Raw genomic sequence first — 25,955 nt, 5'->3', positions numbered from 1 at the left:
GCTACTTGGCGGGCGCGAAGATCGGGCGGAAGCCCGCGATGAGCTGGCGGATCACCGGGCGCTGCTCGGCCGGGGTCCGCCCGCGCAGCTCGTGGATCGGGTCGAGGCCGTCGTAGTACGGGGCGAGCGCGAGGAACGGCAGGATCGTCATCAGCCACGTCGCGAGGACGGCGAGGTCGGCGTCCTCGCGGATCTCGCCCCGCTCCCGCCACAGCTTCAGCGTCGGATGGATGACCTGGAGGTAGTGCTGGTTGGCCGTGTCGCGGACGACCGACCGGACGCTGTTGTCGAGCTCGAAGTTCGTCGCCGCGGTGACGCCGCGCTCCAGCGGGTGGTCGGCCATGTACTCGGTCCAGTCGCAGAGGACGTCGAACAGCCACTCGTCGAAGGACTGCTCGAAGTCGACCCGCGCGATGCGGCGCTCCATCTCCTCGCGGACGCGGCGGGACGCCTCGTCGCAGACGAACGCGTAGAACTCCAGCTTGTCGCTGAAGTACTGGAAGAGGGAGCCTTTGGCGATCCCCGCCTCGCGCGCGATGGTGTTGAGACTGCCCGTCGAGTACCCGTTCTCGCCGAATTCCCGCATCGCCACTTCGAGTACGCGCTCGCGCTTGGCGACATTGAGGCGGAACCAGGTCGACGTTGGCATGGACCCTTCGACTTTCCGTCAGGAACCGGTAACCCGAAGGTCAGGATAACGGTCCATCGCGTCCAGTGTGACCCTAAACATCACCCGTCCCCCTCCGAAACGTCGGAGAGGTACTTGAGCGTGAACGCGGGCGACGCGAAATCGCCGCCCTGCGGCACGTCGGGGCCGACGAACGTGTCCGGGACGCCGTAGGACGCGGCGTCGTCGACCGGCGTGTAGCCGAGGCGCTCGTCCAGCTCCCAGAAGCGGCGGGCGTTGTCCGAAACCGCGTAGGCGGCGAGGAACCCGGGCGCCGGGACGGTCAGCGCCGCCAGCACGAAGCCCGCGCAGTCCCGGTGGCTGAGCCAGGTGGCGAGGTGCCGGGGCTCGCTCGGACGCGGTTCGAGACTGCCGATGCGCAGGCACACGACGTCCAGCCCGAACTTGTCGGCGTAGAGGCGGCCGAGGGCCTCGACGGCGACCTTGCTGACCCCGTACAGGCCGTCAGGTCTCGGCGGCATCACGGCCGAGACGGTTTCGGTCGACCGGTAGAGACCGGTCAGTCGGTTGCTGCTCGCGAGGACGACGCGCGGCACGCCCGCCACCCGCGCCGCCTCCAGGACGCGCTGCGTCCCGAGGATGTTGCCCTCGACCAGGTCGGGGAAGGGCGCCTCGTCGGAGACGCCCGCCAGGTGGACCACCGCCTCCGCGCCGTGGACGACTCGCGCCGCCTCCGCCGGGTCGGACAGGTCGGCCCGGAACACGGCCTCGTTCGGCGCCTCGGCGTCGAGCGGGACGCGGTCGGCGAGCACCAGCCGCTCGGCCGCCGCGCGCAGCGGGGCGCGCAGCGCGGTGCCGACGCTGCCCGCCGCGCCGGTCAGCACGATCGTCCCGAGAGTCATGTCCAGCAGTGTGGCACCCCGCCCGTCATCATGATCAACTGGGGTGTGGTCTCGGGTGATTTGCTGGGAAATGTCGGCAAGGGCGGTCGTGAGCTTTACTCACGTTTTGTGATCATGAAAAAGAAGGACATGGCGGGGTTTAATGATCAATGTCATGGCAATCTCGGAATTCAGGATGACCGGAGACGGGTGGTTGACCTGGGGCTCGATGCGTGGGGTTGATTCGCGTCCTGGGCGCGTGCTTCCATCCAATTCGGCATAATTCGCGGAGACGGCCGCGACGCGGTGGAGGTGCGTTCAGGGTGCGCTCACGATCGGCGGGATCGATCCTGGCTGGACTGGGCGCGGTGGCGCTCATCGGCACGGCGACGCCGCCGGTGACCGCGGCGGAGCCGACGGCCGACCCGAGCGGCGGCGCGTCCGGGACGCCGAGCGAGTCGCCGAGCGAGACGCCCAGCGACCCTCCGAAGACGGACCCGCCCAAGACCGACCCTCCGAAGAGCGACCCTCCGAAGACGGACCCGCCTAAGACCGACCCACCCAAGACGGACCCGCCTAAGACAGATCCGCCCAAGACCGACCCCCCGAAGACGGATCCTCCGAAGACCGACCCACCCAAAACCGATCCGCCCACCGCTCCGCCCACGAAGCCGCCGACCACCGGGCGGCCGACCAAGCCGCCTACGAAGCCGCCCACGAAGCCGCCGGCCAAGCCGAAGACTCCCGTGCTGGCGCTCGGGCTGACGGTGTCGTCGGCGACGGTGCGTCCCGGCGGCTCGGTCACCGCGACCGTGCGGGTCACGTCCGCGAACGCGACGGCGACGGGCGCGGTGCTGCGGCTGTCGGCGTCCGGCGCCTCGGTCGGGCCGCCGGCGCGGAACCTCGGCGGCGTCGGGGGCGGCGGCGTCTCGGCGCAGGCGACGGTGCGGGCGCCGTCCGACGCGAAGCCCGGCGTGATCACGTTGCGCGCGGACGTGTCGGCGGCGAAGGCCAGGGGTGCGTCCGGTTCCTACAAGCTGATCGTGACGGACCCGGCCGGCGCGCCGCCGCCCGGGGTGAGCCTCGCGAACCTGCCGCCCGGCGTCCCGCCGCTGACCCCGTCCGGGTTCGACCCGCTGGCGGGCGTCGCGATACCGCAGGTGGCGCTGCCGCCGGTGGCGCCGCCGCAGGTCGCGCCGGAGCAGGCGGCGGGGCCGTTCGTCCCGGTGGCGAGCCTCCACACGCTGCCCGACAAGCCGTTCACGCTGAACGAACTGGGCGCGCTCCAGGCGGGGTTCCTCGCCGCGATGTCGTCGGCCGTGACGCTGCTGCTGCTCAGGCTGCGGCTCGCGCGCCGGGCGGCGCGGCGGCGGGACGCCGTCCGGCCGGGGCCGGTGCTCGTGCCGCGCGCCGCGCTGCCGCCGCGCGCGGTCCGGCGGCGGCTCGTGCCCGCCGGACGGCCGCTGACCGCGGCGCGGCTGCGCACCCTGCCGCCGCAGCCCGCGCACGTCCGCTCGGTGGGGATCGTCTGGACGCCCGCCCGGTGAGAGGCGTCCGGCGGCTCAGCGGGCGAGCCGGATCAGGATGCGGCACACCTCTTCGATGATCTCCGTCGCGTCGGCCTCGCCCTCGGCCGTCGCGATCTCCCGTCCGGCCTCGCCGATCACCGTCGTGAGGACGAGGCTCAGCACCTGCTCGGGACGTCCCGCCGGCGCCCCGCCGGACGGCCCGCCGAGCAGCTTCGTGTTCTGCGCGATCCACTTCTGCGCCCGGCTGCGCCGCATCAGCGACGACCCGGACGGCCCCTCCCCGGCGAGGAACAGCCGCGCCGCCTCCCGCCGCTCCCAGCACACCCGCAGGTAGGCGCGGGCGCCCGCGATGAACAGCGCGATCGGGTCGGCCTCGCCGCCCTTGCGCGCCGCCGACACCGCCTGCGCCGCGCTCGCCTCCTGCTCGGCGGACAGCTCCTCCCACAGCGCGACGTACAGCCCGGCCTTGCCGCCGTAGTGGTGGTAGAGGCTGCCGACGCTGATCCCGGACCGCTCGACGATCTCGGCGATGCCCGCGTCCGCGTAGCCGCGGTCGGCGAACACCTCGAGCGCCGCGGACAGCAGCGCCTGCCTGGTCGCGTCGGCCCGCGCCCACTGGCGTCCGCCGCCGGAGTCGCCGCCGCCCGAGCCGTCGTCCGCTCCGTTCGCCTGCCGCGCTCTGCCCGTCCGCATCCCACCATCGTGCCAGGCCGCGCCCGCCCGGAGGGATCAGTACCAGTGGTGGGACGACCACCACGCCCACGCGCCGCACGGGTCGGTGTAGCGGGCCTTGATGTAGCCGAGCCCCCAGGCGATCTGCGTCGGGGTGCTGGTACGCCAGTCGGGTCCAGCGCTCATCATCTTGGAGCCGGGCAGCGCCTGCGGGATGCCGTACGCCCCGCTGCCGGGGTTCTCCGCGCGCTCGTTCCAGCCGCTCTCGTGGTTCCACAGCGTCAGCAGCGACGACCAGCAGCGCCCCCAGCCCTTGAGGGCGTTCATCTTCTTGCCGTACTCCTTGTTCTGCCCGGCGCTCGGGTTCATCTTGGCGAGCCGCTCGCGCTCCTGCTGCTCCTTGAGCTTCGCGCGGGCCGCCGCGTCCCGCTTCGCCTTCTCCTTGAGCCGCTTCAGCTCTTTCTGGTGCAGCTCGTACGCGCGCTTCTTCGCGGCGGCGATCGCGTCGGCGGTGACCGCGTCCATGTCGGACGCCGACGTCAGCTTGGCGAGCATGTCGTTGGTCGACAGGTCGGGGGCGGCGGCCTTCGGCGGTTTCGCGCCGCCGTCGACGAAGCGCCCGATGTCGACCAGCACGACCGCCGCCGCCAGCGCGCCGATCGCGACGATCATGATCGTGACGTTGCTCGTGAGCATCCGCCGCAGCCGCCGTCCCCCGGACGGACGGTCGTCCAGCGGGTCGGACGGCTCGCGCGGAGCGGGCACCTTCGGGAGTCCGCGGTCGTCCCGGACGCCGCCGCGTGCCTGGTCGGACCCCGGTCCCCGGGTCGCGCGCCGCGCGCCGGAGCGGCCGCGCCCGGCGGGGGCGGAGGGACGTCTGCGCGTGCCGTGACTCTGTGGCATAGGAGAAGACTGCCTTATCGCCCGGGGTCCTGTCGTCAGGGGACGGCGGCCGTCGACGACCGGCGGCCGTCCGCGCGGCGAGTACCGTCTGCTGAGCAAGTACGGGGACAGAGTGGCACAAGGTTCACCGCCGCGCCCGTCGTCCCGTCCCTTATCCGCGTTGTTCGTCCGGATTCAGCAGTTCGACGTCGCCCGCCGCGAGCCGCGCCGGCTGCAGCGCCTCGAACAGGTCGCGGTGCATGTCGTCGAAGACGGCGAGCGCGCCGTCCGGCGCTTCGAGCGCGAGGGCGACCTCGTTGGCCCGGTCGCGCCCGGCGGGGGTGATCCGGACGAGCGTCGCCCGCCGGTCGCGCGGATGCGGCGTCCTGGCGACGAACCCGGCCGCCTCCAGCTGGTCGACCGTCAGCTTCACCGTCGTCGGGTGCACCATCAGGATCCGGCCGAGCGTGCTGAGCCGCGCCTGCCCGCGGGTGGTCAGGGCGAGCGTGGTCAGCAGGAAGTAGCCGGTCCGGGAGAGGACGAGCCCCTTGAGCTCGGCGTCCAGGGCCTTCTTGAGGAGCTGGTTGAGCCGTCCCACCGCGCAGATCGCCATGAACGGCCAGGGGCCGCCGCTGAGGCCCTGCGCCTCCCAGCGGTCCCGGACGCCCATGACCAGCGGGTCCACGCCGTCGCCCGGATCGCCCGGGTCGCCCGCGAGTTCCTCCGGGTCGTCCGTGAAGTCCTCGGGATCGCCCGCGAGATCCTCCGTGGTGTCCTCCGCGAGTTCCTCGGTGACGTCGGCGGTCATGTCAGCGGTCATGTCAGCGGTCATGTCGGGGTCGTCCTGTCGCGCCTCGGTTGCACCGGCCGATCGTAGCTTCGGACAAATCCCTTATGTAAGTACTCGCTTCTTAGACCTTCTTCCAATAGAGTGCCTCAGATCACAGGCGGTGCCCGAGTGCTTGCCAGGGCGCGGGCGCCGCGTGTGATCCCGGTCTCGGCCGAGACCACGGTGGCGCGCGAACGAGCAGTACGCGGCGCCGCCGTGCCCGGCGACGACCGGAGCATCGGATGAGCGCCGACGTCCGAGAACGAAGGAGGCTGGTATGTCCCTTCACGACCCTCCCGCGGAGGGAACCGGGTCCCCCCGGAGCGGCCCGCCCCGTCCAGGGGAGGACAGCGGCTGATGGCCGCGAGCCTGGCCAAGGCCCCCGACCTCGCGCGCAGGCGGTTCGGACGCGCGCTCGACGAGACCGGGCTGCTGTGCGTGACCCTCCTCGAAGGGCTGCGCCGCACCTGGGACCTGCGCCAGTGGTGGGGCGAGTTCGTCGAGCAGTGCTGGTTCCTCGCGCGCGTGACGAGCGTCCCGGTGATGCTCATCGCGGTGCCGCTCGGCGCGACCATCTCGCTGCAGGTCGGCGACATCGCGCGGCAGCTCGGCGCGCAGTCCGGCACCGGCGCGCTGCTGACCGCCGCGATGATCCAGCAGGTGGCGCCGCTCGCCGCCGCGCTGCTGGTGTCCGGCGTCGGCGGGTCGGCGATCACGTCCGACATGGGCGCGCGCAACATCCGCGACGAGCTCGCGGCGATGGAGGTCATGGGCATCAACCCGATCCACCGCCTGGTCACCCCCAGGCTGTGGGCGGCGAGCACGGTGTCCGGCCTGCTCTGCTCGGTGGTGATCCTGGCGGGCGTCGTGGGCGGCTACTACTTCAACGTCATCCAGCAGGGCGTCAGCCCCGGCGCGTTCTTCGACGGCGCGACGACGCTGCTCCAGTTCTCCGACCTGGTGATCACGCTGTTCAAGGCGTGGGTGTTCGGGTTCATCGCCGCCGCGGTCGCCTGCTACATGGGCATGAACTGCGACTACGGCCCGGTGGGGGTGGGCCGCGCGGTGAACCGCGCGGTGGTGGTCACCTCGATCGTGGTGTTCGCGACGAACTACATCCTCACCATGCTCTACCAGGTCCTCTTCCCACCGAGGTTCTGATGGTCGCCATTTCCCCCGTCCGCAGGTTCGGCCGGGCCGTGCGGGGCCGGACCGCCGGGCTGATGCCCTCGGCCGACCTGCCGGTCTTCCTCGGCCGCGTCCTGTACCACCTGTTCGTCGACATCATCCTGCGGCGCAAGTACGGCAAGACGCTCGCGAAGCAGGTCAGCGACATCACGGTCGGCGTCGGCGCGCTCGTCATCGGCGGCGGCATGATCTTCGTGATCGCGACGATGTCGCTCGCCACCGGCGCGATGGTCGGCCTCCAGGGCTACCCCGGTCTTGAGCGCATCGGCGCGGAGGCGTTCACCGGGCTCGTGTCGTCGTACTCCAACGTCCGCGAGGTCACCCCGATCATCGCGGGCGTCGCGCTGGTCGCGCAGGTCGGCACCGGGTTCACCGCGGAGATCGGCGCGATGCGGATCTCCGAGGAGATCGACGCGCTGGAGGTCATGGGCATCAACTCGCTGGCCTACCTCGTGTGCACGCGGGTGGCCGCCGGGGTCATCGCGCTGGTGCCGCTCTACCTCGTCTCGCTGTTCATGGCGTTCTGGGCCACCAGGTTCATCACGATCCAGTACTTCGGCCTGTCGCCCGGCATCTACGACTACTACTTCCACCTCTACCTGCCGCCGATCGACGTCTTCTACAGCGTCATCAAGGTGGCGGTGTTCGCGTTCATCATCATGTTCATCCACTGCTACCGCGGCTACTACGCGGCGGGCGGCCCGGTGGGCGTCGGCGTCGCCGCCGGGCGCGCCATCCGGGAGTCCACCATCCTGATGATCCTGATGAACCTGGTCCTGTCGTACATCTTCTGGGGCCACGGCAGCACGGTGAGGTTGACCGGATGAGCGACGAGACACTGTCCGCCCGCTCCCGGACGATCTTCGGCCTGGTCGGCGCCGGGGTCATCGCGGCGGCCGCGGCGTTCGTCGCGCTCGGGTCGACGCAGTCGCACGAGGGCTCCACCTACTACGACGCGAGCTTCGGACGCGCCGGGCAGGGCCTCGACCCCGGCAAGTCGGACGTCAAGGTGCGCGGCATCGCGGTCGGCGCCGTCGACAGGATCACGCTGTCCGGCGACGGGCGCGTCAACGTCCGGTTCCGGGTCGACAAGGGGATCAAGGTCGCCGACACGGCGGTCGCGTCCGTCGAGCCGATCTCGGTGTTCGGCCCGAAGGACCTGACGCTCGAACTCGGCGCGCACGAGCTGACCGGCCCCTACCTGAAGGACGGCGGACGGGTCGTGAAGACCCACGACCCGGAGGAGCTGTCCGACACGGCTTGGCCGACCTACCGGCTCACCAAGGCCATCGACCCGGACGAGGTCGGCACCATCCTGCACGTGTTCGGCTCCGGTCTGTCCGGCCAGGGCCCCGCGCTGCGCCGGACGATCGGCAACGGCGCCACCGTCATCGACGCCACCCACAAGGACAGGGCCGCGATCCAGGCGCTGCTGGACGACATCAACGGCCTGTCGGGCACGTTCGCGTCCCGCGGCGGCACGATCACCGGGCTCGCGGGCGACTTCAACCGGCTGTCGAAGGCGGTCAGCGACCGTCCGGACAAGGTGTCGCAGCTCCTCGACCAGTCGAGCCGCCTCGGCGACACGCTCGGCACCAGCCTTCAGCAGCACGGGCGCAACCTCGGCTCGATCATCGACACGGGCGGGCAGGTCGCCGCCGTGGTGAACGGGCGCCGCCGCGACCTCCCCGTCCTGGAGGACAGCCTCACCGGGTTCTTCGGCCTGCTGTCGCAGATCATCCGCGTCCCCGGGCCGGAGGGCACGCTGATCGCGCAGGCCCGCGACGACCTCCCGCTCGACATCTGCCAGATCCTCATCGACATCTGCCCCGTCAAGCCCGCGCGGACGGCCTTCGACACGCCGCTCCCCGGCGCGGGCGCGGGGGGACGGCCGTGAGCCCGCGCATGCGCGGCAAGGCCGCGCGCGGCCCCGAGTACGCCACGATCGTGAAGTTCCTCGCGTTCGTGGCGGTGACCGGGCTGCTCACCTTCTCCATCGGGCAGCAGATCCTCGGCACGAGCTTCACCCCGCGCTACCGGCTGACGGCGACGTTCGACGACGTCACCGGCCTGCTGGAGGGCGACGCGGTGAAGGTCGCCGGGACGCCCGTCGGCCAGGTCAAGGGCATCAAGGTGGTGCGCGGCAAGGCCGTGGTCGAGTTGGCGGTCGACAAGGACGTGCGCGTCCCGTCCGACTCGACGGCCGCGATCCGGTGGCGCAACGTGATGGGGCAGCGGGTCGTCTACCTGGAGCCGGGGACGAGCCCGTCGAAGCTGGGCAATGGCGACCGGGTCCCGCGCACCCGATCAGTGGTGGACCTCGGCGACATCGTGAACAGCCTCGGCCCGCTGACCCGCAACCTCGACCCGAACCAGCTCAACAAGATCCTGTTCTCGTTCTCCCAAGCATTGGACGGCAACGAGCAGAACGTCTCGCTGCTGACCGACAACCTGGACGCGCTGCTCCAGACCTTCGCGGCCCGCAAGAACACGATCAAGGGAATGATCGCGGACTACGAGACGGTCAGCGCGGCGGTCGCCACCCGCGACCGGCAGATCGCCGCGAGCATCGACAACCTGGCGTCGCTGACGAAGGTCTTCGCGAACAACCGGCGGCTGCTGGAGAGCGCGGTCGTGGAGATCTCCGGCGTCACGACCAACCTCAACCAGGTGCTCGGCGGCAACGACGCGCAGCTCGCCCGCATCATCGGCAACCTCGGAAAGTTCGCCGAGACGTTCCGCCTCAACGTCGACAATCTGGAGACGATGGTGCGGCAGTTGCCGCTCACCCTGCGGCAGCTCTTCGCGTCCGCGAACGGCGGCCACTACCTGCGCACCAACGCGCTCTGCCTGAACATCATGCAGGGCCCGTGCCCGTTCCCGATGCAGCTTCCGAAGTCGCCCGGCGCCGGGTCGCCGTCCGCCGACGACCTCGCCAAGCTCAAGAAGATGCTGCTGGGGGTGGGCGGCTGATGGCCCTCAAGTCGCTGCGGGACGTCGACCAGAAGCTCGTCGCGATCGTCACCCTCGCCGCGCTCGCCGCGGGCTGCGTGTTCGCGTTCGCGGTCGGCCAACTCCACCTGTTCGAGCGCGGCTACACGATGAGCGGCGAGTTCACCGACGCCGCCGGGTTGAAGAAGGGGCAGGACGTCCGCGTCGCGGGCGTGAAGTCGGGCCGGATCACCTCGGTCGAGCCCGACTTCCGGCATGGCAAGATCATCGTCACCTGGCACGTGAACTCCGGGATCGACCTCGGGCCGAAGACGCGGGCGGAGATCCAGACGACGACGCTGATGGGCGGCCGGTACCTACGGCTGTCCGGACCGGTCGGGAAGCCGTACATGGCGGACGTCCCCGAGTCCCGGCGGCGGATCCCGCTGACGCGCACGAGCGTCCCGTTCACCGTCCCGGACGCGCTGGAGGGCGCGCAGAACATCGTCGGCACGCTCGACCAGCGCAGCATCGACAAGCTGCTCACCGAGGTCACCGAGATCAAGTCGCCGGGCGCGGTGAAGCTGCGCCGCGTCCTCGTCAACGTCCAGGACCTGTCGCGGATGCTGAACGACTCCTACCCCGAGGTCCAGAAGCTCATCGAGAACAGCAAGACGATCACCGGCACGCTCGCCGCGAAGGACGCCAAGCTCCGCGAGATCCTCGACGCCAGCCAGGTGCTGCTGCGGACGCTCGTCCAGCGGCGCGACGAGCTGGCCGCGACGATCGGCCAGGGCAACAGCACGGTCCGGACGCTGTCGAACGTGATCTCCAGGAACCAGAAGGAGATCGACTCGCTGCTCGACAACCTGCACCTGCTGACCACCCGCCTCGCGCCCAACATGGACGCGCTGAACGCCGACTTCTCGCTGCTCGGCCCGACGTTCCAGCAGGTCGCCAACCTCAAGGGCAACGGCCAGTGGATCGAGGGCGTGCTCACCGGGCTCGGCCCGCTGCAACCGCCCGGACCGATCTCGACGCGACGCCAGCAGGGAGGCGGCTGATGAGGAGGATCGCCGCCGCGCTCGGGCTCGCCATGGTGGCGACGCTCGGCGGGTGCTCGGCCGTCCCGTCCGGCGGGGACGGGCGCACGATGGTCGTCTTCGTCCCGAAGGCCCGGTCGTTCTACCCGGAGTCGAAGGTCAAGGTGATGGGCGCGGACGTCGGCCTGGTCGACAAGGTCGAGAACCAGGGCGACAAGGTGAAGGTGACGTTCCACCTGCGGCGGGACGTCCCGCTGCCGCGCGGGGTGCAGGCGTCGATCGTCCCGCTGAACCTGATCGGGGAGCGGAACCTCGTCCTGCATCCGGCGTGGCATCCGGGTGAGCCGAAGGAGACCGCGAACGTCATCCCGATCGAGCGCACCCACGTCCCCGTCGAGGTGGACGACGCGCTCAGCTCGTTCACGAACCTGGCGAACGCGCTCGACCCGACGAAGATGCAGACCGCGCTCGGCAACGCCGCCGACACAGTGAACGGCAACGGGAGGGAGTTCAACGCGACCCTTGAGCAGAGCGCCCGCCTGGTCGAAAACGTCGCCGGGCAGGACGAGGAGCTGATCGAGGTCGCGCGGAACCTCAGCCGCCTCGCTGGGGTGGTGCGCGGACGCGAGCAGGTCCTCGGCACGGTGATCCGCGACTTCGGCGAGGCGAGCCGGGTGCTCGCCAACGAGCGCGGTGAGCTGCAGCAACTCATCGACGGCGTCCTCGAACTGGCGAAGAACGGCGACAGGCTGCTCAAGAAGTACAAGGGCAACCTGCCGTACGACCTGGCCGTGCTGACCCGGACGGCGCTCGTCCTGAAAGGCGACGCCAAGGAGATCGCGCAACTGCTGCACGTCCTCCCCGGCATCAGCGAGGCGCTGATCGGCGGCTACAACCCGAAGAACAAGTCGCTGCAGATCCGCTTCGCCACCGACGCCTTCCTGCGGACGTGGCTCAAGGGCCTGATGAACAGCGACAACGTGGGCTGCCCGCTGCCCAAGCCCAACTCCAACTGTCCCTGGCAGAACGGAGCCAACTGATGGGCCGCCGACTTCTGATCGTCCTCGTGGCGGCCCTCGCGGTCGCGGGCTGCTCGTACAAGACGGCGGGCTCGCCGGGCGGCGGACTGAAGCTGACCGCCACGTTCGACGACGTGCAGGGGCTCGTCGCCGGGCACAGCGTGAAGATGTCCGACATCACGATCGGCAGCGTCACGAAGGTCGAGCTGGCCGGCTACAAGGCGCGGGTGACGCTGTCGATCGAGGACGACGTCAAGGTCCCGAAGGGCACCAGGGCCGAGATCAAGGTGACGTCGCTGCTCGGCGAGAACTACGTCGACCTGCGGATGCCGCCCGGCGCGCGGATGGACCGGGGCCCGTTCCTCGCCTCCGGCGACCGCATCGCCGAGACCAGCGTCCAGCCCGCGTTCGAGCAGGTCGTCGGGCAGGCCGGGCCGCTGATCCAGAAGCTCGCGGGCAACGACGTCGCCGCCGTCGTGAACGCCGGGGCCACCGCGCTGGACGGCAACGGCCACAAGCTGAACACGACGATCGCGCAGACCAGCGACCTGCTCCGGATGTTCGCCGAGCAGCGCCGCGAGCTGGGCGAGTCCGTGGACCGGTTCGCCCGGCTCGGCCGGTCGCTCGCCAAGGGCTCGGACGCGCTCGACGAGGCCCCCGGCCGCCTGGAGCGCACGACCCGGATGCTGAACGACGACAAGTACAAGATCATTAAAACGGTCGACCGGCTGACGAAGATGGCGCGCGAGCTGAACGACAAGGTGCTGGAGGGCCGCATCGGCCGGTTCCGCGCCCTGCTGAACGACGTCGACCCCGTCCTGCAGCAGCTCGGCAACGACCGCAAGCGGCTCACCGCCCTGGTGGACGGCCTCGTCGAGTTCAGCGACAAGCTGCCGAAGGCCAGCTACGACGGCCAGCTCCTCCTGTATCCGATCGTCCGAATCGTCTGGCCGGACGGCACGCCGATCTTCCCCGGCCTCAGCGCCCCGCCGAAGACGAAGAAGGCGCCCGGCGCGCGGCAGGACGGGACGCCGAAGCTGCCGAAGGAGCTCGAAGGCGCCCTGCCCGACCTCGACGAGATCCTGGGAGGACGGGGATGAGCCGGCGGCTGACGATCAACCTGGCGGTCTTCGCCGGGCTCGCCGTGCTGATGGCGGTGTGGGCGTTCAGCAACGTCATCCGGTTCGACTTCATCGACCGGCCGTACCACATCACGGTGGAGTTCGAGTCGTCGCCGGGCCTGCACCCGAACTTCGAGGTCGACTACCTCGGCCTGCGGGTCGGGAAGATCGACTCGGTGAGGCTGGCCAAGGACCGGGTCGTCGTCCGGCTCGACATAGACCGCGGCGTCAAGATCCCGCAGGGCGTGCGGGCGGCGGCGGCCCGCAAGTCGGCGGTCGGCGAGCCCGTGGTCGAGCTGACCCCGGGTCCCGGCAAGGCGGGGGCGCCGCCGATGCGGCCGGGCACGGTGATCCCGGTGTCGCAGACCAAGGTCCCGCCCAAGTACGGCGACCTGTTCGGCGCGGTCATCGACACGCTCAAGGCCATCGACCCGGACGACGCGAAGGTGCTCACCCACGAGCTGGCCGAGGGCTGGTCCGGACGCGAGGACTCGCTCCGCCAGATCATCAACGGCGGCGACGACCTCACCAAGACGTTCGCGGAGAACACCGAACTGCTCGACGGCCTCACGAAGGACCTCGGCCGCGTCACAAGGGTGCTCAACCAGAACCGCGGCTCGCTGGGCGCGGGCGTCGACAACCTCGCCGCGCTGATCCAGGCGCTCAGCCAGGTGCGCGGCCAGATCGCCGAGCTGCGCGACCGGGGGCCCGGCCTGCTCGACACCGTCAACGACCTGCTGGACAAGACCGAACCCGACTTCGGCTGCGCCGTGGACGCGCTCGGCACGTGGGGCCTGTCCCGCTACAACCCCGACTACCTGAACGACCTGAGCGACACGTTCAAGTACGCGCCGCAGTTGAAGGTCGTCCTGGACAACGTGATCGGGATCGACCAGGGCAAGCCCGTCCTGAACGTCGTCTTCCAGGTGACGTTGAAGAAGCTCGCGACGGTCGAGTACAAGTACCCGCTGGCCCAGCCGCGGGTGAACAAAGTGCCGACCTGCCCCGGCGGGCGGATGCCCGCCGACACCAAGCAGAAGCCGTACAGGGCGAAGGATCCGGGCGGGACGATCCCCACCCACGACCCTTCGCTCGACCAGAAGAACCTGCAGGCCAGGAAGGCCGCGAACAACGGCGACGGGTCTTCCGGCGGGCCGCCGGCGTGGCTAGTGTACGTGCCCCCGGTCATCGCCCTGCTGGTGCTGATCAGGGTCATGATGGGCTCGGTGCCCGTGGTGTCCCGCCTTGCCCGGCTGCGCCGGCGCAAGGACTGACCCCAACCGCGAGGAGTACCCGAAGTGACAGCCAAGACCACCAAGGGCGAGGCCGTCGAGGACGCGGCGGTCCAGGCCGAGGAGGACGCGGCGGCCGAGGAGGCGGCGGAGGCGGCGTTGGCCGAGGAGGAGGCGGCGGCCGTCGTGCGGAAGGCGCGTCCCGCCGCCAAGCGGAAGCGCCGGGTCCGGGTCATCGAGGTCATCGACGACGAGGACCTGGACGACGTCCTGGAGGCACTCGACGCCGAGGACGAGGCCGAGGAGGCGGAGGAAGAGCCCGCGCCCCGTCCCGCCAAGGCGAAGCCGAAGCCGAAGCCGGTCGCCAAGGCGAAGCCGGTCTCGACCGCGAAGCCGGTGAAGGCGCCGCCGAAACCGCGCCCGCCCGTGGAGGACGCGGAGACCGCGGACGAGCCGGACGAGGAGCCGCGCCCCGCCGGGCAGACGGTGTTCGGGCTGGGCGTGCCGCAGGCGGTCGTGGTGGTCGTGCTGGTCGCCCTGCTGGCGAGCCTCGCGCTCTGGCAGTGGCGCAGCGCGAGTGCCCAGTCGTCCAAGCAGGACGAGCGCGACGCGGTGAGCAAGGTCGCGTCCGCCTACGGGGACATCGTCTACAACTACAACGCCGGGAACTACCAGGCGCAGTCGGCGAAGGTGCAGAAGCTCCTCGCGGGCGACCTGCTGGAGGAGTACAAGAAGAACGCGCTGCCGACCGTGGCCAGCGCGTTCCAGGCCGACCCGCAGATGGTGCTGACCACGAAGACCAACCAGGTGTTCGTCGGGAGCGTCGACGGCCGGTTCGCCACGGCGGTGCTCATGCTGGACCTCACGTTGAAGACCAAGAGCGGCGCGGTGGACGAGCCCGCGACGCTGCTGCGGCTCTCGCTGGGCAAGATCGACGGAGAGTGGAAGATCACCCAGCAGTACCCGTCCGGCATCAACGACCAGAACAGGAACCGCCAGCAGGGCGGGCTGCCCGCGGTCCCGGGCGGCGGCGCGACGTCGCCGACGCCGAAGGCGGAGAAGAGCGACAAGCCGAAGAACTGACGAGGAACCGGACGCGACCACCCCGGGCGGAAGCCGCGCGGGGTGGTCGCGCGTTATGCGGACGACCGGAACGCACGACGAAGGCAGGGCATCATGGCGACCGTGACGAAGCCGCAGGAAGAGCGGGGCGCGGTCGTCCCCGACGCGCTGGTGCACGAGTTCGGCGCGCTGCTCAGCGCGGCGTCGGCGCTGGAGCGGATCGCGGGCCGCGAGCTGGAGCGCCGCTGTGGCATCCGGCACGCCGTGTTCGAGGTGCTGCTGAAGCTGTCCCGGCCGGGCGAGGGGCCGCTGACGATGGGCGACCTCGCCGCCGACCTGATCCTGACCAGCGGCGGCATGACCCGGATCGTCGACCGGATGGAGGACGCCGGGTTCGTCCGCCGCACGCAGGCGCCGGGCGACCGCCGCCGCCAGCTCGTGGAGCTGACCCCCGCCGGGCGCGCGAAGCTGGACGAGGCGCTGCGCGTCCACGCCGAGACCCTGCGGGAGCACTTCGCCGGGCCGCTTCCGGACGAGCAGCGCCGCGTCCTGGTGGACGCCCTCCGCACCCTCCGGGCGACGGCCCGCGCGGAGCTCGGCGCGCTGCACTGACCCGTCTCCGGGCTCGCCGGGGTTGTCCGACCTGCCTCGTTGGTGGTTAGGTATGCCTAAGTTAGGTAACCCTAACTTCCTGAGCGGAGGAGGCACGGTGGCGGGAGCGGAGACCACGCGGAGCACGCGGACCGGGCAGGGGCCCACGGCGGCGGAGCGCGCCCGCACCCTCGCCTACGGGATGGCGGACGGCGTCCTCACCGCGCCCGGCGTCCCCTGCGCGCCCGTCCCGGCGCATACCACCGACCGCGGCGGGCGGCCGCTGCTGCTGGTCCGGTCGACGTCCGCCGCCCGCGCCGCGCTCGCCGCCGCGCCCGCGGGCGCCCCGGGCCCGCCCGCCACGCTGCGGGTGTTCGACGTCGCGCCGGTCGCGCTCGCCGACCGGGTCCGCGGCCGGGCGCGGCTGCGCGGCCGGCTGACCGAGGTCCCGGACGGCGAGCTGCGCGCCGCCGCGCTCCGCCTCGCGCACGCGCACCCGCGTCCCGAACTGCTCGACCTCGCCGCCCCGCACGAAGGCGACCGGGAGTGGACGATCCTCGCCCTCGACGTCGAACAGGTCGAGATCGAGGACGCCTGGGGCACCGCCACCCTCGAACCGGGGGAGTACGCGGACGCCGCGCCCGACCCGTTCGTCGCCGTCGAGGCGGGCATCCTCACCCATCTCGACAAGTGCCACCGCGACGACCTGACGCGGATCCTCCCGGACGCGGCGCCGCCCGGACCCGTCCGGCCGCTCGGCCTCGACCGGTACGGACTGTGGCTGCGCCGCTCCGCGCCGCCGCCGCGCGGCCCGTCGTCGTTCGATCTGCGGGCGCCGTTCGCCGAGCCGGTCAGTGATCTCCACGGCCTGCGGCGCGGGTACCGACGCCTGTTCGCGCGGGCCACCCCGTAGCGAACCCGTACCACGTACGTACCCGACCCGCACCGGCGCGCCCGACATGGCGGTGATCTCCCGGATGGTACGCGGGCGCCCGAGACGAGATGCTCTTTTCACCGGCCGAGGGACATCGACCGTCCCCCGACCGGAACGACCCGATCGCCGGCTCGCCCTCGCGGGGTGGGTGAGCCGGCGACGGGAACCGTACCGGGCGGCGGGGGCGCCGGTGCGCCCCCGGCCGGGCCTTTGGCCCCGGATGGGGGTCCGGTGGGGGTCGGGGGACCCCAGCGGGACGAGCGGGTGGTCCGGCGCCGCGAGAACGACGGGGGCGCGGCCCGGGCCACTGCTCGCGATTGGCCGTTTCCGGTGGCCGGGCCGCGACGCAGGCTGGGGACATGACCGGACACCATCCGCAGACCCGAGCCGTCCACCCGCCGGTGCTCCAGCCCGCGGGGAGCCGTCCGCTCGGGGTGCCGATCTACCAGGGCCACCTTTTCGCGTTCGACGCCGCCGACGACCTCGCCACCGCCTTCACCGGGCCGGACGAGGCGTACATGTACGCGCGGATGAGCAACCCGACCGTCCGCTCCCTCGAACAGGCTCTCACCGAACTGGAGGGCGGGCAGGGTGCGCTCGCCACGGGGTCGGGCATGGGGGCCGTCAACGCCGTCCTGATGGGGCTGCTGCGCGGCGGCGACCACGTCATCGCGCAGACCGCCCTCTACGGCGGGACGTTCGCGCTGCTCCAGGACCTCGCCGAGCGGTGGGGCGTCGACGTGACCTTCATATCGGGCGACGACCCGGACGAGGTGCGCGACGCCCTCCGTCCCGAGACCCGCCTCCTCTACCTGGAGACGGTCGCGAACCCCACCACGCACGTCACGGACCTGCCCGCGTTCACCGCCGCCGTCCAGGGAACGGACGTGCTGACCGTCGTCGACAACACTTTCGCGCCGCTCCTGTGCAGGCCGATAGAGCACGGCGTCGACATCGTCATCCATTCCACGACGAAGTATCTGAGCGGGCACGGTGACGTCATCGGCGGCGCCGCCGTGTTCGCCGACTCGGACGTGCGCCATCGCGTGTGGGACCACGCCGTCGAGCTGGGTTCGGTCGCCGACCCGTTCGCCGCGTGGCTGACCGTGCGGGGGCTCGCGACGCTGCCGCTGCGCGTGGCGAGGCAGAGCGAGTCGGCGCTGGACCTGGCGCGCCGTCTCGCGACGCACCCGTCCGTCGAGCGCGTCCACCATCCGGGGCTCGCCGAGCACCCGCAGTACGAGGCGGCGCGGCGGCTGCTGCCGGACGGGTGCGGCGGCGTCCTCGCCTTCGAGCTGACCGGCGGGCGGGAGGCCGGACGGGTGTTCTCCGACGCCGTCCGGCTCATCTCGCTCGGCCCGTCGCTCGGCAGCGTCGCGTCGCTCGTGATGCACCCGGCGAGCACGTCCCACCGGCGGATGGACGCCGCGTCCCTCGCCGCCGCCGGGATCGGCGAGGGAACCGTGCGGCTGTCCGTCGGCCTTGAGCACCCGGACGACCTCTGGGCCGACATCGAGCAGGCCCTCGCCAAGATCGGCTAGGGCAGAACCCGTCAGAGGTAGAAGCCGGTCGCGGTGGCGGGCGCGTCCCGGTTCTCGGGGCGCCGCTCGCCCTTGCGGAGCGCCGCCAGCTCGGCGAGCGTCGCGCCGTCCGCCGAGATCTCGGCCGGGTCGGCGTCGGCGCCGTCGAGCCAGGCCACGGACTCGGCCCGGGTGAGCCGTCCCACCTCGATCTGCGCGAGGCAGCGGCCCGGCCGGACGACCGCCGGGTGCAGCATCGCGAGATCCTCGTTCGTGGTGATCGCGACGAGGACGTCCCGGCCCTGCCCGAGCATCCCGTCGGTGAGGTTCAGCAGCCGCGACAGGCCCTGGCCCGTCGACTGCTTCGCCTCGCCGCGGATCAGCTCGTCGCAGTCCTCCAGGACGAGCAGCCGCCAGCGCCGGTTCTCGTCGTCGTCATCGCCGTCGCCGACCGCGACCTCCATCAGGTAGCTGGGCGTGCCGAACAGCGCCTCGGGGTCGAGGACGCAGTCGGACTGGCACCAGTCCTTCCAGGCGCGGGCGAGGGCGCGCAGCGCCGTCGTCTTGCCGGTGCCGGGCGGGCCGTGCAGGAGCAGCAGCCGTCCGGACACGTCCTCGCGGGTCAGGGCCATGACCTCGTCCAGCGCCTCCGCCACCTGCGCGGTGTAGTTGGACCGGATGTCGTCCCACGAGTCGGCGGTGATCGCGCGCTCGTTGCGGACGGGCCCGTGCGTCCCCATGTGCCAGAAGCCCATCTCGACGCTGGACTCGTCCACCTTCGGCGGCTCGGTCGCGTCCTTCACGGACGTGTCGAAGACCTCCTGCGCCAGCTCGTCGCTCACCGCGGACACGGCGAGGTACGCGACGCCGCTCTTCCACCGGTTCGTCAGCAGCGTCCAGCCGTCGCCCTCGGCGAGCACCGACTCCTTGCCCTTCTCGTGCGCGACCCGCACGATCCGGGCGTCGGCGGGACGCAGCGGCGCGTCCGCCCGGACGTTCTCCAGCCGCGTCGACCGCGACCACGGCTGCTCCCCGGACGCGAACGGGCGCAGCGACAGGACGTCCATGACGTCGGCGGGCGAGTTGTTGTCGCTGAGGTTGAAGACCACGGGCAGCGTCGACTCGGCACCCGGGTCCGTGACGTTCTCCCTGGGCTCGACGAGATGAAGGACTTCGCGCGACCTCTCCTGCGACGTGGTCATGGCAAGAATGATCGAGGTCGGCGGTGGACAGCGTCCACTCAATTAGCGGTTGTCAGCCGTCCTCGCGGGCGGCGCGGCGGGACTCGGCCTCCTCCAGGTCGAGCTTCTCCGCCTCCTCCGGCGTCGGGGCCGTGCCGCCGAGGTAGGCGGGCTGCCACCAGGTCTCGCCCGGCTTCGGGACGTCCGGGTACTCCCGCTGCGCCTTCTCCAGCATCTCCGACATCGCGGCGTGCAGGTCGCGGGTGATCTGGTCGTAGTCGTCGCCGCGCTTCGGGTACATGGGCTCGCCGACGAGGATCGTCACCGGCACCCCGCGCTGCAGCAGGCGGCGCTTGTGGCCCTTCGTCCAGAGCCGCTGCGGACCCCAGAGCGCGACCGGGATCAGCGGCACCTTGCCCCCCACCGCCATCCGCACCGCGCCGCTCTTGATCTCCTTCACCGTGAACGAGCGGCTGATCGTCGCCTCCGCGAACACCCCGACGATCTCGCCCGCCTTCAGCGCCCGCAGCGACGCCGCGTAGGACGAGGCGCCCGCGTCGCGGTCGACCGGGATGTGCTTCATCCCCCGCATCAGCGGCCCGCCGATCCGGTTGTCGAAGATCTCCTTCTTGGCCATGAACCGCACCAGCCGCTTGTTCGGGTGCGCGGTGAGGCCCGCGAAGATGAAGTCGAGATAGCTGACGTGGTTGCTGACGAGCACCGCGCCGCCGGTGCGGGGGATCCGGTCGGCCCCCTCCAGACGGATCTTGATGTTCAGGACTTTGAACACGGCCTGAGCGGTCTTGATCACCGGCGGGTACACGATTTCGGGCATGTGAGCACCGTACTTGCTCCGTTCATGATCAGCGAGCGTGGGCGGGCTTCGCGATGGATCGCACAACGGGCCGGAAACCTGAGAAGGTAAGGGGGTGACGTGATCCGCTGACGGCCGAAAGGGCCCCGAAGGGTGAAAGGGGATGAGCATGGAACCGTTGGACGCGGCGGCGGACGTGCACGCGCTCATCCGCGACGTGCTTCCCGCCCTGGCGCCCAGCGCCTGGTTCGACTCCGGCACCTCCGAGGTCGTCCTCCCCGTCGGCCGTTCGGAGGCCCGCGCCTCCAGCTGGACGGTGCTGGAACGCTGCGCCCGGGCCCCCCGCTCGGCGTGGCCGCGGGTGGTCGACGAGTGGGTCCGCGAGGTCGGCGACCGCGCGTTCCTCGCCGTGGGGGAGATGGAGCTGTTCGGCGACGTCCGGGAGCTGCTGCGGCTGCGCATCGTGCCGAAGCTCGCGCCCCGCGACCGGGAGGGCCTCGTCGTCGTCCCGGCGGGCGACCACTTCGACGCCATGGTCATGATCGAGCACCCGCGCTACGGCGGCCCCCTCACGAAGGCCCGCGCCGGGCTGCTCGGCCTCCACAAGCTCGGCTATGTGATGACGAACACGCACGACCGCGAGCTGGCCGACGTCGCCGTCCGCGATCAGCCGCTGCTGCCGGGACGCAACGTCCGCGTCGTCTCCAAGCCGGGCAGCCGCTACGTGTCGGCGCTGCTCAGCGAGGTCGACCAGTTCCTCCCGTGGCCGAACGAGCACGGCGCGCTCGTCGGCGTCCCCTGCCACAGCACGCTGCTCCTGTACCCCATCACCTCGACGGCCGTCCGCGAGGTGCTCCCGGTGTTCGCCGACGTCGTCCGCGAGATGCACGCCGACGCCGACGACCCCTGCGCCCCCGGCGTCTACTGGAGCCACGGCGAACGCCGCCTGACCCCCCTCTCCGCGAGCCCGGAGGCCTCCGGCGAGTTCGCCACCCTCCTCCACCGCCTCCCCGACGACTACGCCTGAGCGACCTTCCGGGTCGGGCGGCCGGAGGCCGCCAAGGCCGGAGGTCGCCCGACCCGCCGAGCGAGGGGCCGTTTCCCGAGAGCGAACGCGATTCGGGAAACGGCCCCTCGCGAGCAACGGGGGTTCCAGGGGGTCGCCCCCTGGGAGTTAAGGCAGCTTCCAGTCGACTGGGCTTGCGCCCTGTTGTTCCAGGAGTTGGTTGGCTCGGGAGAAGGGGCGGGAGCCGAAGAAGCCGCGGTCTGCCGAGTAGGGGCTCGGGTGCGGCGACTCTATGCAGGGGACGTTGCCGAGCAGCGGCTTGAGGTTGCGGGCGTCGCGGCCCCAGAGGATCGCGACGAGCGGGCGGCCGCGGGCGGCGAGGGCGCGGATGGCCTGTTCGGTGACCTGCTCCCAGCCCTTGTCGCGGTGCGAGCCGGGCTTGCCGGGCATGACGGTCAGCGCGCGGTTGAGCAGGCAGACGCCCTGCTCCGTCCAGGGGGTGAGGTCGCCGTTGGACGGCTCCGGGTGCCCGAGGTCGCTGCAGTACTCGCGGTAGATGTTGATCAGGCTCGCGGGCAGCGGGCGGACGTCGGGCGCGACCGAGAAGCTCAGCCCGACCGGGTGGCCCGGCGTCGGGTAGGGGTCCTGCCCCATGATGAGGACGCGGACGTCGTCGAACGGCTGGGTGAAGGCCCGCAGGACGTGGTTCCCGGCGGGGAGGTAGCGGCGCCCGGCGGCGATCTCGGCGCGCAGCCAGTCGCCCGCGGCGGCGATCGTCCCGGCGACCGGCTCCAGCGCGGTCGCCCACCCCGCTTCGACGATCTCCGAGAGTGGTCGTGCCGTCATGGGGCACAACCCTAGTGTGGTGATCATGTGGTCGTCCGGGGAACGGATCCGCTCGGTCGGACATGTGAAGTTTTCTGACAGCATCAGGATTGATGGAGGCAAAATCTTCCCCCGGTGCTGAGAAACAGCCAGATGAAGTGCGTGAAACGCCCTGTTAAGTCCTAGTTACTTCCATGCGGGCAGCGTTGACCTGCCGTCCCCCGAGCGCATAACTCCTAGAAGAGCAGGTATGGCGCACGACGAGCGGACGAGCGGACGGACGAGAGAGCCCATGAGCCAGTTGACCACCGTGGACGCCACCTTCCTCAACGCCGAGACCGGCACCACCCACGCCCACATCGCGGGGCTGGGCATCGTCGACGCGGCCTCGTGCCCGGACGGCCGGCTGACGGTCGAGGGGGTGGCCGAACTCGTGCGGAGCCGGGCGCACCTCGCGGCCCGTCCGCTGCGGCAGCGGCTCGTCCAGGTGCCGTTCGGCCTGGACCGTCCGTACTGGGAGGACGACCCCGACTTCGACCCCGGGCGGCACATCTTCGAGATCGGGCTCCCGGCCCCCGGCGACGACCGGCAGCTCGCCGACGTCGTCGCGATGCTGCACGAGCAGCCGCTCGACCGGTCGCGCCCGCTGTGGGAGATGTTCCTGATCCAGGGCCTGATCGGCGGCCGGACCGCCGTCTACGTGAAGGTGCACCACGCCGCGATCGACGGCGTGACGGCCGCCGAGACGCTCGCCGCGCTGCTGGACCTGTCGCCCGAGCCCCGCGACGTCCCCGCCGACGAGACCGAGCCCGCACGCGCGCCGCGGCCCGCCGAGATGGTCCGCGCGGGGCTGCTGAACACGGCGATGCACCCGGTGCGGTCGGCGCTGTCGGTCGCGCGCGCGGCCCCCTACCTGGACGAGATCCCCGGACTGTCGTCGCTTCCGGGGGTCGGGCTGATGTCGTCGGTCGTGCAGGGCGCGCTGCGCCGCCGGGAGGTGCCGCGCGCGCCGCGGATGAGCGCGCCGCCGACGCCGTTCAACCAGCCGATCGGCCGCCGCCGCTCCGTCGCCTGCGGCGAGCTTCCGCTCGACGACATCAAGCAGATCCGGCGCGGGCTCGGCGGCAGCGTCAACGACGTGGTGATGGCGCTGTGCGCGACCGCGCTGCGGCAGTGGCTGGACAAGCGCGGCGAGCTGCCGGAGCGTCCGCTGGTCGCGGCCGTGCCGGTGTCGCTGCGGCGGCGCGGCAACCGCGGCGACGGCGGGAACCAGGTGTCGGTCATGGCGACGCCGCTCGCCACCGACGTCCCGGACCCGGCCGACCGGTACGCGGCCGTCCGCCGCGACATGGACCGCGCCAAGCGGCGGTTCACCGGGTCGTCCGGGAGCTGGGTGCAGGACATGAGCGGGCTGATCCCCGCGCCGGTCGCGGGCGCGCTGACCCGGCTCGCGCTGCAGGCCGCGCCCGCGATGTCGCTGCGTCCGATCAACCTGATCGTGTCGAACGTGCCGGGCCCGCAGTTCCCGCTGTACCTGTGCGGGGCGCGGGTGCTCGGCTACTACCCGATCTCCGTCATCACGGACATCACCGGCGGGCTGAACATCACCGTGTTCTCCTACGACGGGAAGGTGGACGTCGGCATCGTCGCCTGCCGGGAGCTGATCCCCGACCCGTCCGAGATCGTCGACCACCTGGTGGACGCGCTGGACGAGCTGCGCGAGCTCAGCCGCGAGGCCCTGGAAGAGCGGGCCCTCGAAGAGCAGGAGCGGGTGCTCAGCGGGGAGTGAGGCCGAGCGCCGCGCGGTGCCGCCGGGCGAGTCCGAGCGCGGCGGCGCCCGCGGGCTGCATCGGCGCCGGGACGGGCCCGTCGAACGGCGCCGTCGACACCTCGCCCTCAGCGTTGACCGCGACGAGCCCGCCGAAGAACTCGGCGAAAGCGTCGTCGTCAACGACGACGACCGTGAGCAGGTCGAGCGCGAACGTCAGCGGGTCGACGCCGAGGCCGAGGAAGTGGGCGCGCAGCCGTCCCTCGGCGCGGGCCGAGGTCAGCGCGCGGTGGAACGGCCATTCCTCCTGGACGAACCCGTCGCCGTAGTCCTCGTCGCCGCCGAGCAGTTCCTCGGCGTACTCGCGGACCATGCAGGACCACATGTCGGGCGGCTCGTCCCCGAGCGGCTGGAACAGCCCGACCGGCATCACCTGGTAGAGCCCTCCGGCGTGCGCGACCTTCGCCGGGTCGCGCCGGTGCAGCACGTACGACCCGGACGCGGTGACGGTCAGCGTCGTGATCGCGGGCAGGGCGGCGCGGCGGGCCAGGTCGCACGGGTCGCCGATCCGTCGCCGGACGGGGAGGCCGTCCACTTCGGCGGACAGTTCGTGCGCCACCGCTTCGGCGACGTTCACGCCGTCGAAGTACCGGGCTGGGCCGAGGCGGAGCACGGGGGGACGCGCGGCGAGGAGGCGGTGGCTCGGCCGGTCCTCGAACACCTTCGGCGGCGCGAGCGCGGCCATGGCCTCGGCGTACGTGCGGTAGCCGGGCGGGAGGCCGTCGGGCGGGTCGGTGACGGCCGCGGGTTCGGGACGGGCGTCCCATTGGAGGCGGACGTCCTCCAGCGGGATCGGGGCGTCGGGGATCCATTCCGGACGGCACAGGAGCGGTGTGCCTGCTACGCGCGGGACGTCCGGATACAGGGCGGACGCCGCCTGGCCGAGGCGTCCGCGAGAGGCGTTCAGCACCGCTCGCTCGTCCCGCCACCGACGCTCGCCCGGTTCCATGGCCGACCAGCCTAGCTCGTGCCCGTTTGACAAAACGGATTGCCGTTCCTGCAATGAAGGCATGGAGACGACCGAAGAGGTCCTGGCCGGGGTCGGGCCGAGGCTCAAGCGGCTGCGGCAGGAGCGGGGCATCACGCTCACCGCGCTGGCGGAGACGACCGGCATCTCGGTGAGCACGCTGTCCCGGCTGGAGTCGGGCAAGCGGCGGCCGAGCCTCGAACTGCTGCTCCCGCTCGCGCAGGCCCACCACGTCCCGCTGGACGAGCTGGTCGGCGCACCCGAGATCGGCGACCCGCGGATCAGGCCGCGGCCGCGCCGGATGAACGACATGGTCGTGCTGCCGCTGACCCGGCGCGCGGGCGGGCTCCAGGCGTTCAAGATGATCGTCCCGGAGCGGATCCCGGAGCCGGAGCCGCGCGTCCACGAGGGCTACGACTGGCTGTACGTCCTGAACGGCCGGATGCGGCTGCACCTCGCGGGCCGCGACCTGATCCTGGAGCCGGGCGAGGCCGCCGAGTTCGACACCCGGCTGCCGCACTGGTTCGGCGGCCACGGCGGGACGGTCGAGGCGCTCAGCCTGTTCGGTCCGCAGGGCGAGCGGCTCCACCTGCGCGCCCGCCCGCGCAAGGAGTGAGGCGCAGGGAGTGAGGCGTAGGGAGTGAGCTAGCGGCGGTCGCAGAAGGCGGCGAAGTCGTCGATGACGTCCCGCGCCGGGCCGTCCGCGCCGCGCAGCGCGAGGATCGGCTCCGCCAGCCCGGGACGGACGGTCATCAGGTCGCCGACCGCGTACACCAGTGCCCGCACCACCTGCCGCTCCGGGTGCAGGACGGCGTGCTCGACGGCCGTCCGGTAGCGGGGGTCGGCGGGCGGCTCGGTGCCGTCCGCGCAGTTCCACATGTCGGCGGCGCGCAGGCCGTTCAGCGCGCGGATGCTCTCCCGCGCGTCCGCGTGCGGGACGGCCAGCAGCACGTCGAGCAGCGCGTCCGGCGCGACGGTCGGCAGCGCCGCGCGGACGACGCCGAGCGTCTCGTCCACCACGGCCGCGTCGTCGCCGGTCACCCGGACGACCCGGTGCCCGAGCACGTGCACCTCGCTGTAGAGGACGAACGCGACGCCCGCCTGCCACGCGACCTGCTCCATCTCGCCGAACCCGGCGGTGCTGATCGCCGCCCGCCGCCAGCCCCGGCCCGCGGCGAGGGATTCGAGCACGCCGCGCTCCGCCTGCTCGGCGAGCAGCACCGTGCCGTCCTGAAGCACCGCCTCCTCGGCGGCGACCGTCCCGGTCACACG

27 protein-coding genes are annotated in these 25,955 nt (G+C 71.7%); 17 read left to right on the top strand and 10 right to left on the bottom strand.

From position 1 onward, the window contains the following. Nucleotide 1 precedes the first annotated feature (1 nt). Both FXF68_RS04035 and FXF68_RS04030 read right to left on the bottom strand, forming a co-directional pair. On the bottom strand, nucleotides 2-649 hold the full coding sequence (locus FXF68_RS04035; RefSeq protein WP_148757523.1) for a TetR/AcrR family transcriptional regulator: 648 nt from the start codon (nucleotides 647-649) through the stop codon (nucleotides 2-4). An 80-nt stretch (nucleotides 650-729) separates the two neighbouring features. Continuing rightward, nucleotides 730-1,530, bottom strand: coding sequence for an NAD-dependent epimerase/dehydratase family protein (locus FXF68_RS04030; RefSeq protein WP_148757522.1), 801 nt, complete (start codon nucleotides 1,528-1,530; stop codon nucleotides 730-732). A 30-nt stretch (nucleotides 1,531-1,560) separates the two neighbouring features. Here FXF68_RS04030 and FXF68_RS04025 point away from each other — a divergent pair, with 30 nt between their 5' ends. Further along, nucleotides 1,561-1,752 (top strand): hypothetical protein, encoded by a 192-nt coding sequence (locus FXF68_RS04025; RefSeq protein WP_148757521.1) that lies wholly within the window; start codon nucleotides 1,561-1,563, stop codon nucleotides 1,750-1,752. Between the two features lie 80 nt (nucleotides 1,753-1,832). After that, complete coding sequence (locus tag FXF68_RS04020; protein WP_148757520.1) at nucleotides 1,833-3,056, top strand: hypothetical protein; 1,224 nt, start codon at nucleotides 1,833-1,835, stop codon at nucleotides 3,054-3,056. Between the two features lie 15 nt (nucleotides 3,057-3,071). Here FXF68_RS04020 and FXF68_RS04015 read toward each other — a convergent pair whose 3' ends face one another. The 3 genes from FXF68_RS04015 to FXF68_RS04005 all read right to left on the bottom strand — a co-directional run bounded on the left by FXF68_RS04015 (nucleotide 3,072) and on the right by FXF68_RS04005 (nucleotide 5,424). Further along, nucleotides 3,072-3,731: a TetR/AcrR family transcriptional regulator gene (locus FXF68_RS04015; protein WP_148757519.1), complete on the bottom strand. Its 660-nt coding sequence runs from the start codon at nucleotides 3,729-3,731 to the stop codon at nucleotides 3,072-3,074. A 36-nt stretch (nucleotides 3,732-3,767) separates the two neighbouring features. Next, complete coding sequence (locus FXF68_RS04010; protein ID WP_148757518.1) at nucleotides 3,768-4,613, bottom strand: aggregation-promoting factor C-terminal-like domain-containing protein; 846 nt, start codon at nucleotides 4,611-4,613, stop codon at nucleotides 3,768-3,770. Nucleotides 4,614-4,764: 151 nt separating this feature from the next. Further along, the gene (locus FXF68_RS04005; protein ID WP_246178292.1) at nucleotides 4,765-5,424 is read right to left on the bottom strand and encodes a MarR family winged helix-turn-helix transcriptional regulator; all 660 of its coding nucleotides are present in this window, start codon (nucleotides 5,422-5,424) and stop codon (nucleotides 4,765-4,767) included. A gap of 354 nt (nucleotides 5,425-5,778) precedes the next feature. On the opposite strand from FXF68_RS04005, the gene FXF68_RS04000 reads away from it, so the two are divergent. The 12 genes from FXF68_RS04000 to FXF68_RS03945 all read left to right on the top strand — a co-directional run bounded on the left by FXF68_RS04000 (nucleotide 5,779) and on the right by FXF68_RS03945 (nucleotide 18,083). Continuing rightward, nucleotides 5,779-6,582: an MlaE family ABC transporter permease gene (locus FXF68_RS04000; RefSeq protein ID WP_067903283.1), complete on the top strand. Its 804-nt coding sequence runs from the start codon at nucleotides 5,779-5,781 to the stop codon at nucleotides 6,580-6,582. Then, nucleotides 6,582-7,436, top strand: a complete 855-nt coding sequence (locus tag FXF68_RS03995; protein ID WP_148757517.1) for an ABC transporter permease — start codon at nucleotides 6,582-6,584, stop codon at nucleotides 7,434-7,436. Before FXF68_RS04000 ends, FXF68_RS03995 begins: the two co-directional genes overlap by 1 nt. Continuing rightward, a complete protein-coding gene (locus FXF68_RS03990) occupies nucleotides 7,433-8,506 on the top strand; it encodes an MCE family protein (protein ID WP_148757516.1) in 1,074 nt (357 codons plus the stop codon). The genes FXF68_RS03995 and FXF68_RS03990 overlap by 4 nt, the downstream gene beginning before the upstream one ends. Then, nucleotides 8,503-9,582 carry an MCE family protein gene (locus FXF68_RS03985; RefSeq protein WP_246178277.1) on the top strand — a complete coding sequence of 360 codons (1,080 nt, stop codon included), beginning with the start codon at nucleotides 8,503-8,505 and terminating at the stop codon, nucleotides 9,580-9,582. The genes FXF68_RS03990 and FXF68_RS03985 overlap by 4 nt, the downstream gene beginning before the upstream one ends. Continuing rightward, nucleotides 9,582-10,604: an MlaD family protein gene (locus tag FXF68_RS03980; protein ID WP_148757515.1), complete on the top strand. Its 1,023-nt coding sequence runs from the start codon at nucleotides 9,582-9,584 to the stop codon at nucleotides 10,602-10,604. The genes FXF68_RS03985 and FXF68_RS03980 overlap by 1 nt, the downstream gene beginning before the upstream one ends. After that, a complete protein-coding gene (locus FXF68_RS03975; RefSeq protein WP_148757514.1) occupies nucleotides 10,604-11,623 on the top strand; it encodes an MCE family protein in 1,020 nt (339 codons plus the stop codon). The genes FXF68_RS03980 and FXF68_RS03975 overlap by 1 nt, the downstream gene beginning before the upstream one ends. Then, nucleotides 11,623-12,702, top strand: coding sequence for an MCE family protein (locus FXF68_RS03970; protein ID WP_148757513.1), 1,080 nt, complete (start codon nucleotides 11,623-11,625; stop codon nucleotides 12,700-12,702). Before FXF68_RS03975 ends, FXF68_RS03970 begins: the two co-directional genes overlap by 1 nt. Beyond that, nucleotides 12,699-13,997, top strand: coding sequence for an MCE family protein (locus FXF68_RS03965; RefSeq protein ID WP_148757512.1), 1,299 nt, complete (start codon nucleotides 12,699-12,701; stop codon nucleotides 13,995-13,997). The genes FXF68_RS03970 and FXF68_RS03965 overlap by 4 nt, the downstream gene beginning before the upstream one ends. 24 nt (nucleotides 13,998-14,021) lie before the next feature. Then, nucleotides 14,022-15,038, top strand: a complete 1,017-nt coding sequence (locus tag FXF68_RS44370; protein ID WP_187437703.1) for a hypothetical protein — start codon at nucleotides 14,022-14,024, stop codon at nucleotides 15,036-15,038. Nucleotides 15,039-15,140: 102 nt separating this feature from the next. Beyond that, nucleotides 15,141-15,629 (top strand): MarR family winged helix-turn-helix transcriptional regulator, encoded by a 489-nt coding sequence (locus FXF68_RS03955; RefSeq protein WP_246178274.1) that lies wholly within the window; start codon nucleotides 15,141-15,143, stop codon nucleotides 15,627-15,629. Between the two features lie 97 nt (nucleotides 15,630-15,726). Next, a complete protein-coding gene (locus tag FXF68_RS03950) occupies nucleotides 15,727-16,521 on the top strand; it encodes a DUF2470 domain-containing protein (protein ID WP_187437702.1) in 795 nt (264 codons plus the stop codon). A gap of 380 nt (nucleotides 16,522-16,901) precedes the next feature. After that, nucleotides 16,902-18,083, top strand: coding sequence for a trans-sulfuration enzyme family protein (locus FXF68_RS03945; RefSeq protein ID WP_148757509.1), 1,182 nt, complete (start codon nucleotides 16,902-16,904; stop codon nucleotides 18,081-18,083). Between the two features lie 11 nt (nucleotides 18,084-18,094). On the opposite strand, the gene FXF68_RS03940 is transcribed toward FXF68_RS03945, so the two are convergent. Continuing rightward, entirely contained in the window at nucleotides 18,095-19,264 is a 1,170-nt protein-coding gene (locus FXF68_RS03940) for a DUF5925 domain-containing protein (protein WP_148757508.1), read from the bottom strand. A gap of 52 nt (nucleotides 19,265-19,316) precedes the next feature. Then, nucleotides 19,317-20,078 (bottom strand): lysophospholipid acyltransferase family protein, encoded by a 762-nt coding sequence (locus tag FXF68_RS03935; RefSeq protein WP_148757507.1) that lies wholly within the window; start codon nucleotides 20,076-20,078, stop codon nucleotides 19,317-19,319. A gap of 142 nt (nucleotides 20,079-20,220) precedes the next feature. Here FXF68_RS03935 and FXF68_RS03930 point away from each other — a divergent pair, with 142 nt between their 5' ends. Next, nucleotides 20,221-21,084: a hypothetical protein gene (locus tag FXF68_RS03930; protein ID WP_148757506.1), complete on the top strand. Its 864-nt coding sequence runs from the start codon at nucleotides 20,221-20,223 to the stop codon at nucleotides 21,082-21,084. Nucleotides 21,085-21,231: 147 nt separating this feature from the next. On the opposite strand, the gene FXF68_RS03925 is transcribed toward FXF68_RS03930, so the two are convergent. Continuing rightward, nucleotides 21,232-21,909 carry a uracil-DNA glycosylase gene (locus tag FXF68_RS03925; protein ID WP_148757505.1) on the bottom strand — a complete coding sequence of 226 codons (678 nt, stop codon included), beginning with the start codon at nucleotides 21,907-21,909 and terminating at the stop codon, nucleotides 21,232-21,234. A gap of 271 nt (nucleotides 21,910-22,180) precedes the next feature. On the opposite strand from FXF68_RS03925, the gene FXF68_RS03920 reads away from it, so the two are divergent. Next, on the top strand, nucleotides 22,181-23,677 hold the full coding sequence (locus FXF68_RS03920; protein WP_148757504.1) for a WS/DGAT/MGAT family O-acyltransferase: 1,497 nt from the start codon (nucleotides 22,181-22,183) through the stop codon (nucleotides 23,675-23,677). Here FXF68_RS03920 and FXF68_RS03915 read toward each other — a convergent pair. Continuing rightward, a complete protein-coding gene (locus tag FXF68_RS03915) occupies nucleotides 23,664-24,665 on the bottom strand; it encodes a transcriptional regulator (protein ID WP_148757503.1) in 1,002 nt (333 codons plus the stop codon). The two genes, FXF68_RS03920 and FXF68_RS03915, sit on opposite strands and share 14 nt — an antisense overlap. A 61-nt stretch (nucleotides 24,666-24,726) precedes the next feature. Between FXF68_RS03915 and FXF68_RS03910 the strand changes: the two genes are divergently transcribed. After that, entirely contained in the window at nucleotides 24,727-25,299 is a 573-nt protein-coding gene (locus FXF68_RS03910) for a helix-turn-helix domain-containing protein (RefSeq protein ID WP_148348484.1), read from the top strand. A gap of 29 nt (nucleotides 25,300-25,328) precedes the next feature. On the opposite strand, the gene FXF68_RS03905 is transcribed toward FXF68_RS03910, so the two are convergent. Further along, complete coding sequence (locus FXF68_RS03905) at nucleotides 25,329-25,952, bottom strand: hypothetical protein (protein WP_148757502.1); 624 nt, start codon at nucleotides 25,950-25,952, stop codon at nucleotides 25,329-25,331. Nucleotides 25,953-25,955 lie beyond the last annotated feature (3 nt).

Source organism: Actinomadura decatromicini, from assembly GCF_008121305.1.
Lineage (GTDB): Bacteria > Actinomycetota > Actinomycetes > Streptosporangiales > Streptosporangiaceae > Spirillospora > Spirillospora syzygii.
The sequence above is the reverse complement of the archived record's forward strand: the minus strand, read 5'-3'. Positions and strand labels throughout refer to the sequence as shown.

Bases quoted from the DNA above. Each gene is read 5' to 3' on its own strand.
- FXF68_RS04035 (WP_148757523.1), bottom strand. From the start codon at position 649: ATGCCAACGTCGACCTGGTTCCGCCTCAATGTCGCCAAGCGCGAGCGC.
- FXF68_RS04030 (WP_148757522.1), bottom strand. From the start codon at position 1,530: ATGACTCTCGGGACGATCGTGCTGACCGGCGCGGCGGGCAGCGTCGGC.
- FXF68_RS04025 (WP_148757521.1), top strand. From the start codon at position 1,561: ATGATCAACTGGGGTGTGGTCTCGGGTGATTTGCTGGGAAATGTCGGC.
- FXF68_RS04015 (WP_148757519.1), bottom strand. From the start codon at position 3,731: ATGCGGACGGGCAGAGCGCGGCAGGCGAACGGAGCGGACGACGGCTCG.
- FXF68_RS04010 (WP_148757518.1), bottom strand. From the start codon at position 4,613: ATGCCACAGAGTCACGGCACGCGCAGACGTCCCTCCGCCCCCGCCGGG.
- FXF68_RS04005 (WP_246178292.1), bottom strand. From the start codon at position 5,424: ATGACCGCTGACATGACCGCTGACATGACCGCCGACGTCACCGAGGAA.
- FXF68_RS04000 (WP_067903283.1), top strand. From the start codon at position 5,779: ATGGCCGCGAGCCTGGCCAAGGCCCCCGACCTCGCGCGCAGGCGGTTC.
- FXF68_RS03995 (WP_148757517.1), top strand. From the start codon at position 6,582: ATGGTCGCCATTTCCCCCGTCCGCAGGTTCGGCCGGGCCGTGCGGGGC.
- FXF68_RS03990 (WP_148757516.1), top strand. From the start codon at position 7,433: ATGAGCGACGAGACACTGTCCGCCCGCTCCCGGACGATCTTCGGCCTG.
- FXF68_RS03980 (WP_148757515.1), top strand. From the start codon at position 9,582: ATGGCCCTCAAGTCGCTGCGGGACGTCGACCAGAAGCTCGTCGCGATC.
- FXF68_RS03975 (WP_148757514.1), top strand. From the start codon at position 10,604: ATGAGGAGGATCGCCGCCGCGCTCGGGCTCGCCATGGTGGCGACGCTC.
- FXF68_RS03970 (WP_148757513.1), top strand. From the start codon at position 11,623: ATGGGCCGCCGACTTCTGATCGTCCTCGTGGCGGCCCTCGCGGTCGCG.
- FXF68_RS03965 (WP_148757512.1), top strand. From the start codon at position 12,699: ATGAGCCGGCGGCTGACGATCAACCTGGCGGTCTTCGCCGGGCTCGCC.
- FXF68_RS03945 (WP_148757509.1), top strand. From the start codon at position 16,902: ATGACCGGACACCATCCGCAGACCCGAGCCGTCCACCCGCCGGTGCTC.
- FXF68_RS03940 (WP_148757508.1), bottom strand. From the start codon at position 19,264: ATGACCACGTCGCAGGAGAGGTCGCGCGAAGTCCTTCATCTCGTCGAG.
- FXF68_RS03935 (WP_148757507.1), bottom strand. From the start codon at position 20,078: ATGCCCGAAATCGTGTACCCGCCGGTGATCAAGACCGCTCAGGCCGTG.
- FXF68_RS03930 (WP_148757506.1), top strand. From the start codon at position 20,221: ATGAGCATGGAACCGTTGGACGCGGCGGCGGACGTGCACGCGCTCATC.
- FXF68_RS03925 (WP_148757505.1), bottom strand. From the start codon at position 21,909: ATGACGGCACGACCACTCTCGGAGATCGTCGAAGCGGGGTGGGCGACC.
- FXF68_RS03920 (WP_148757504.1), top strand. From the start codon at position 22,181: ATGAGCCAGTTGACCACCGTGGACGCCACCTTCCTCAACGCCGAGACC.
- FXF68_RS03915 (WP_148757503.1), bottom strand. From the start codon at position 24,665: ATGGAACCGGGCGAGCGTCGGTGGCGGGACGAGCGAGCGGTGCTGAAC.
- FXF68_RS03910 (WP_148348484.1), top strand. From the start codon at position 24,727: ATGGAGACGACCGAAGAGGTCCTGGCCGGGGTCGGGCCGAGGCTCAAG.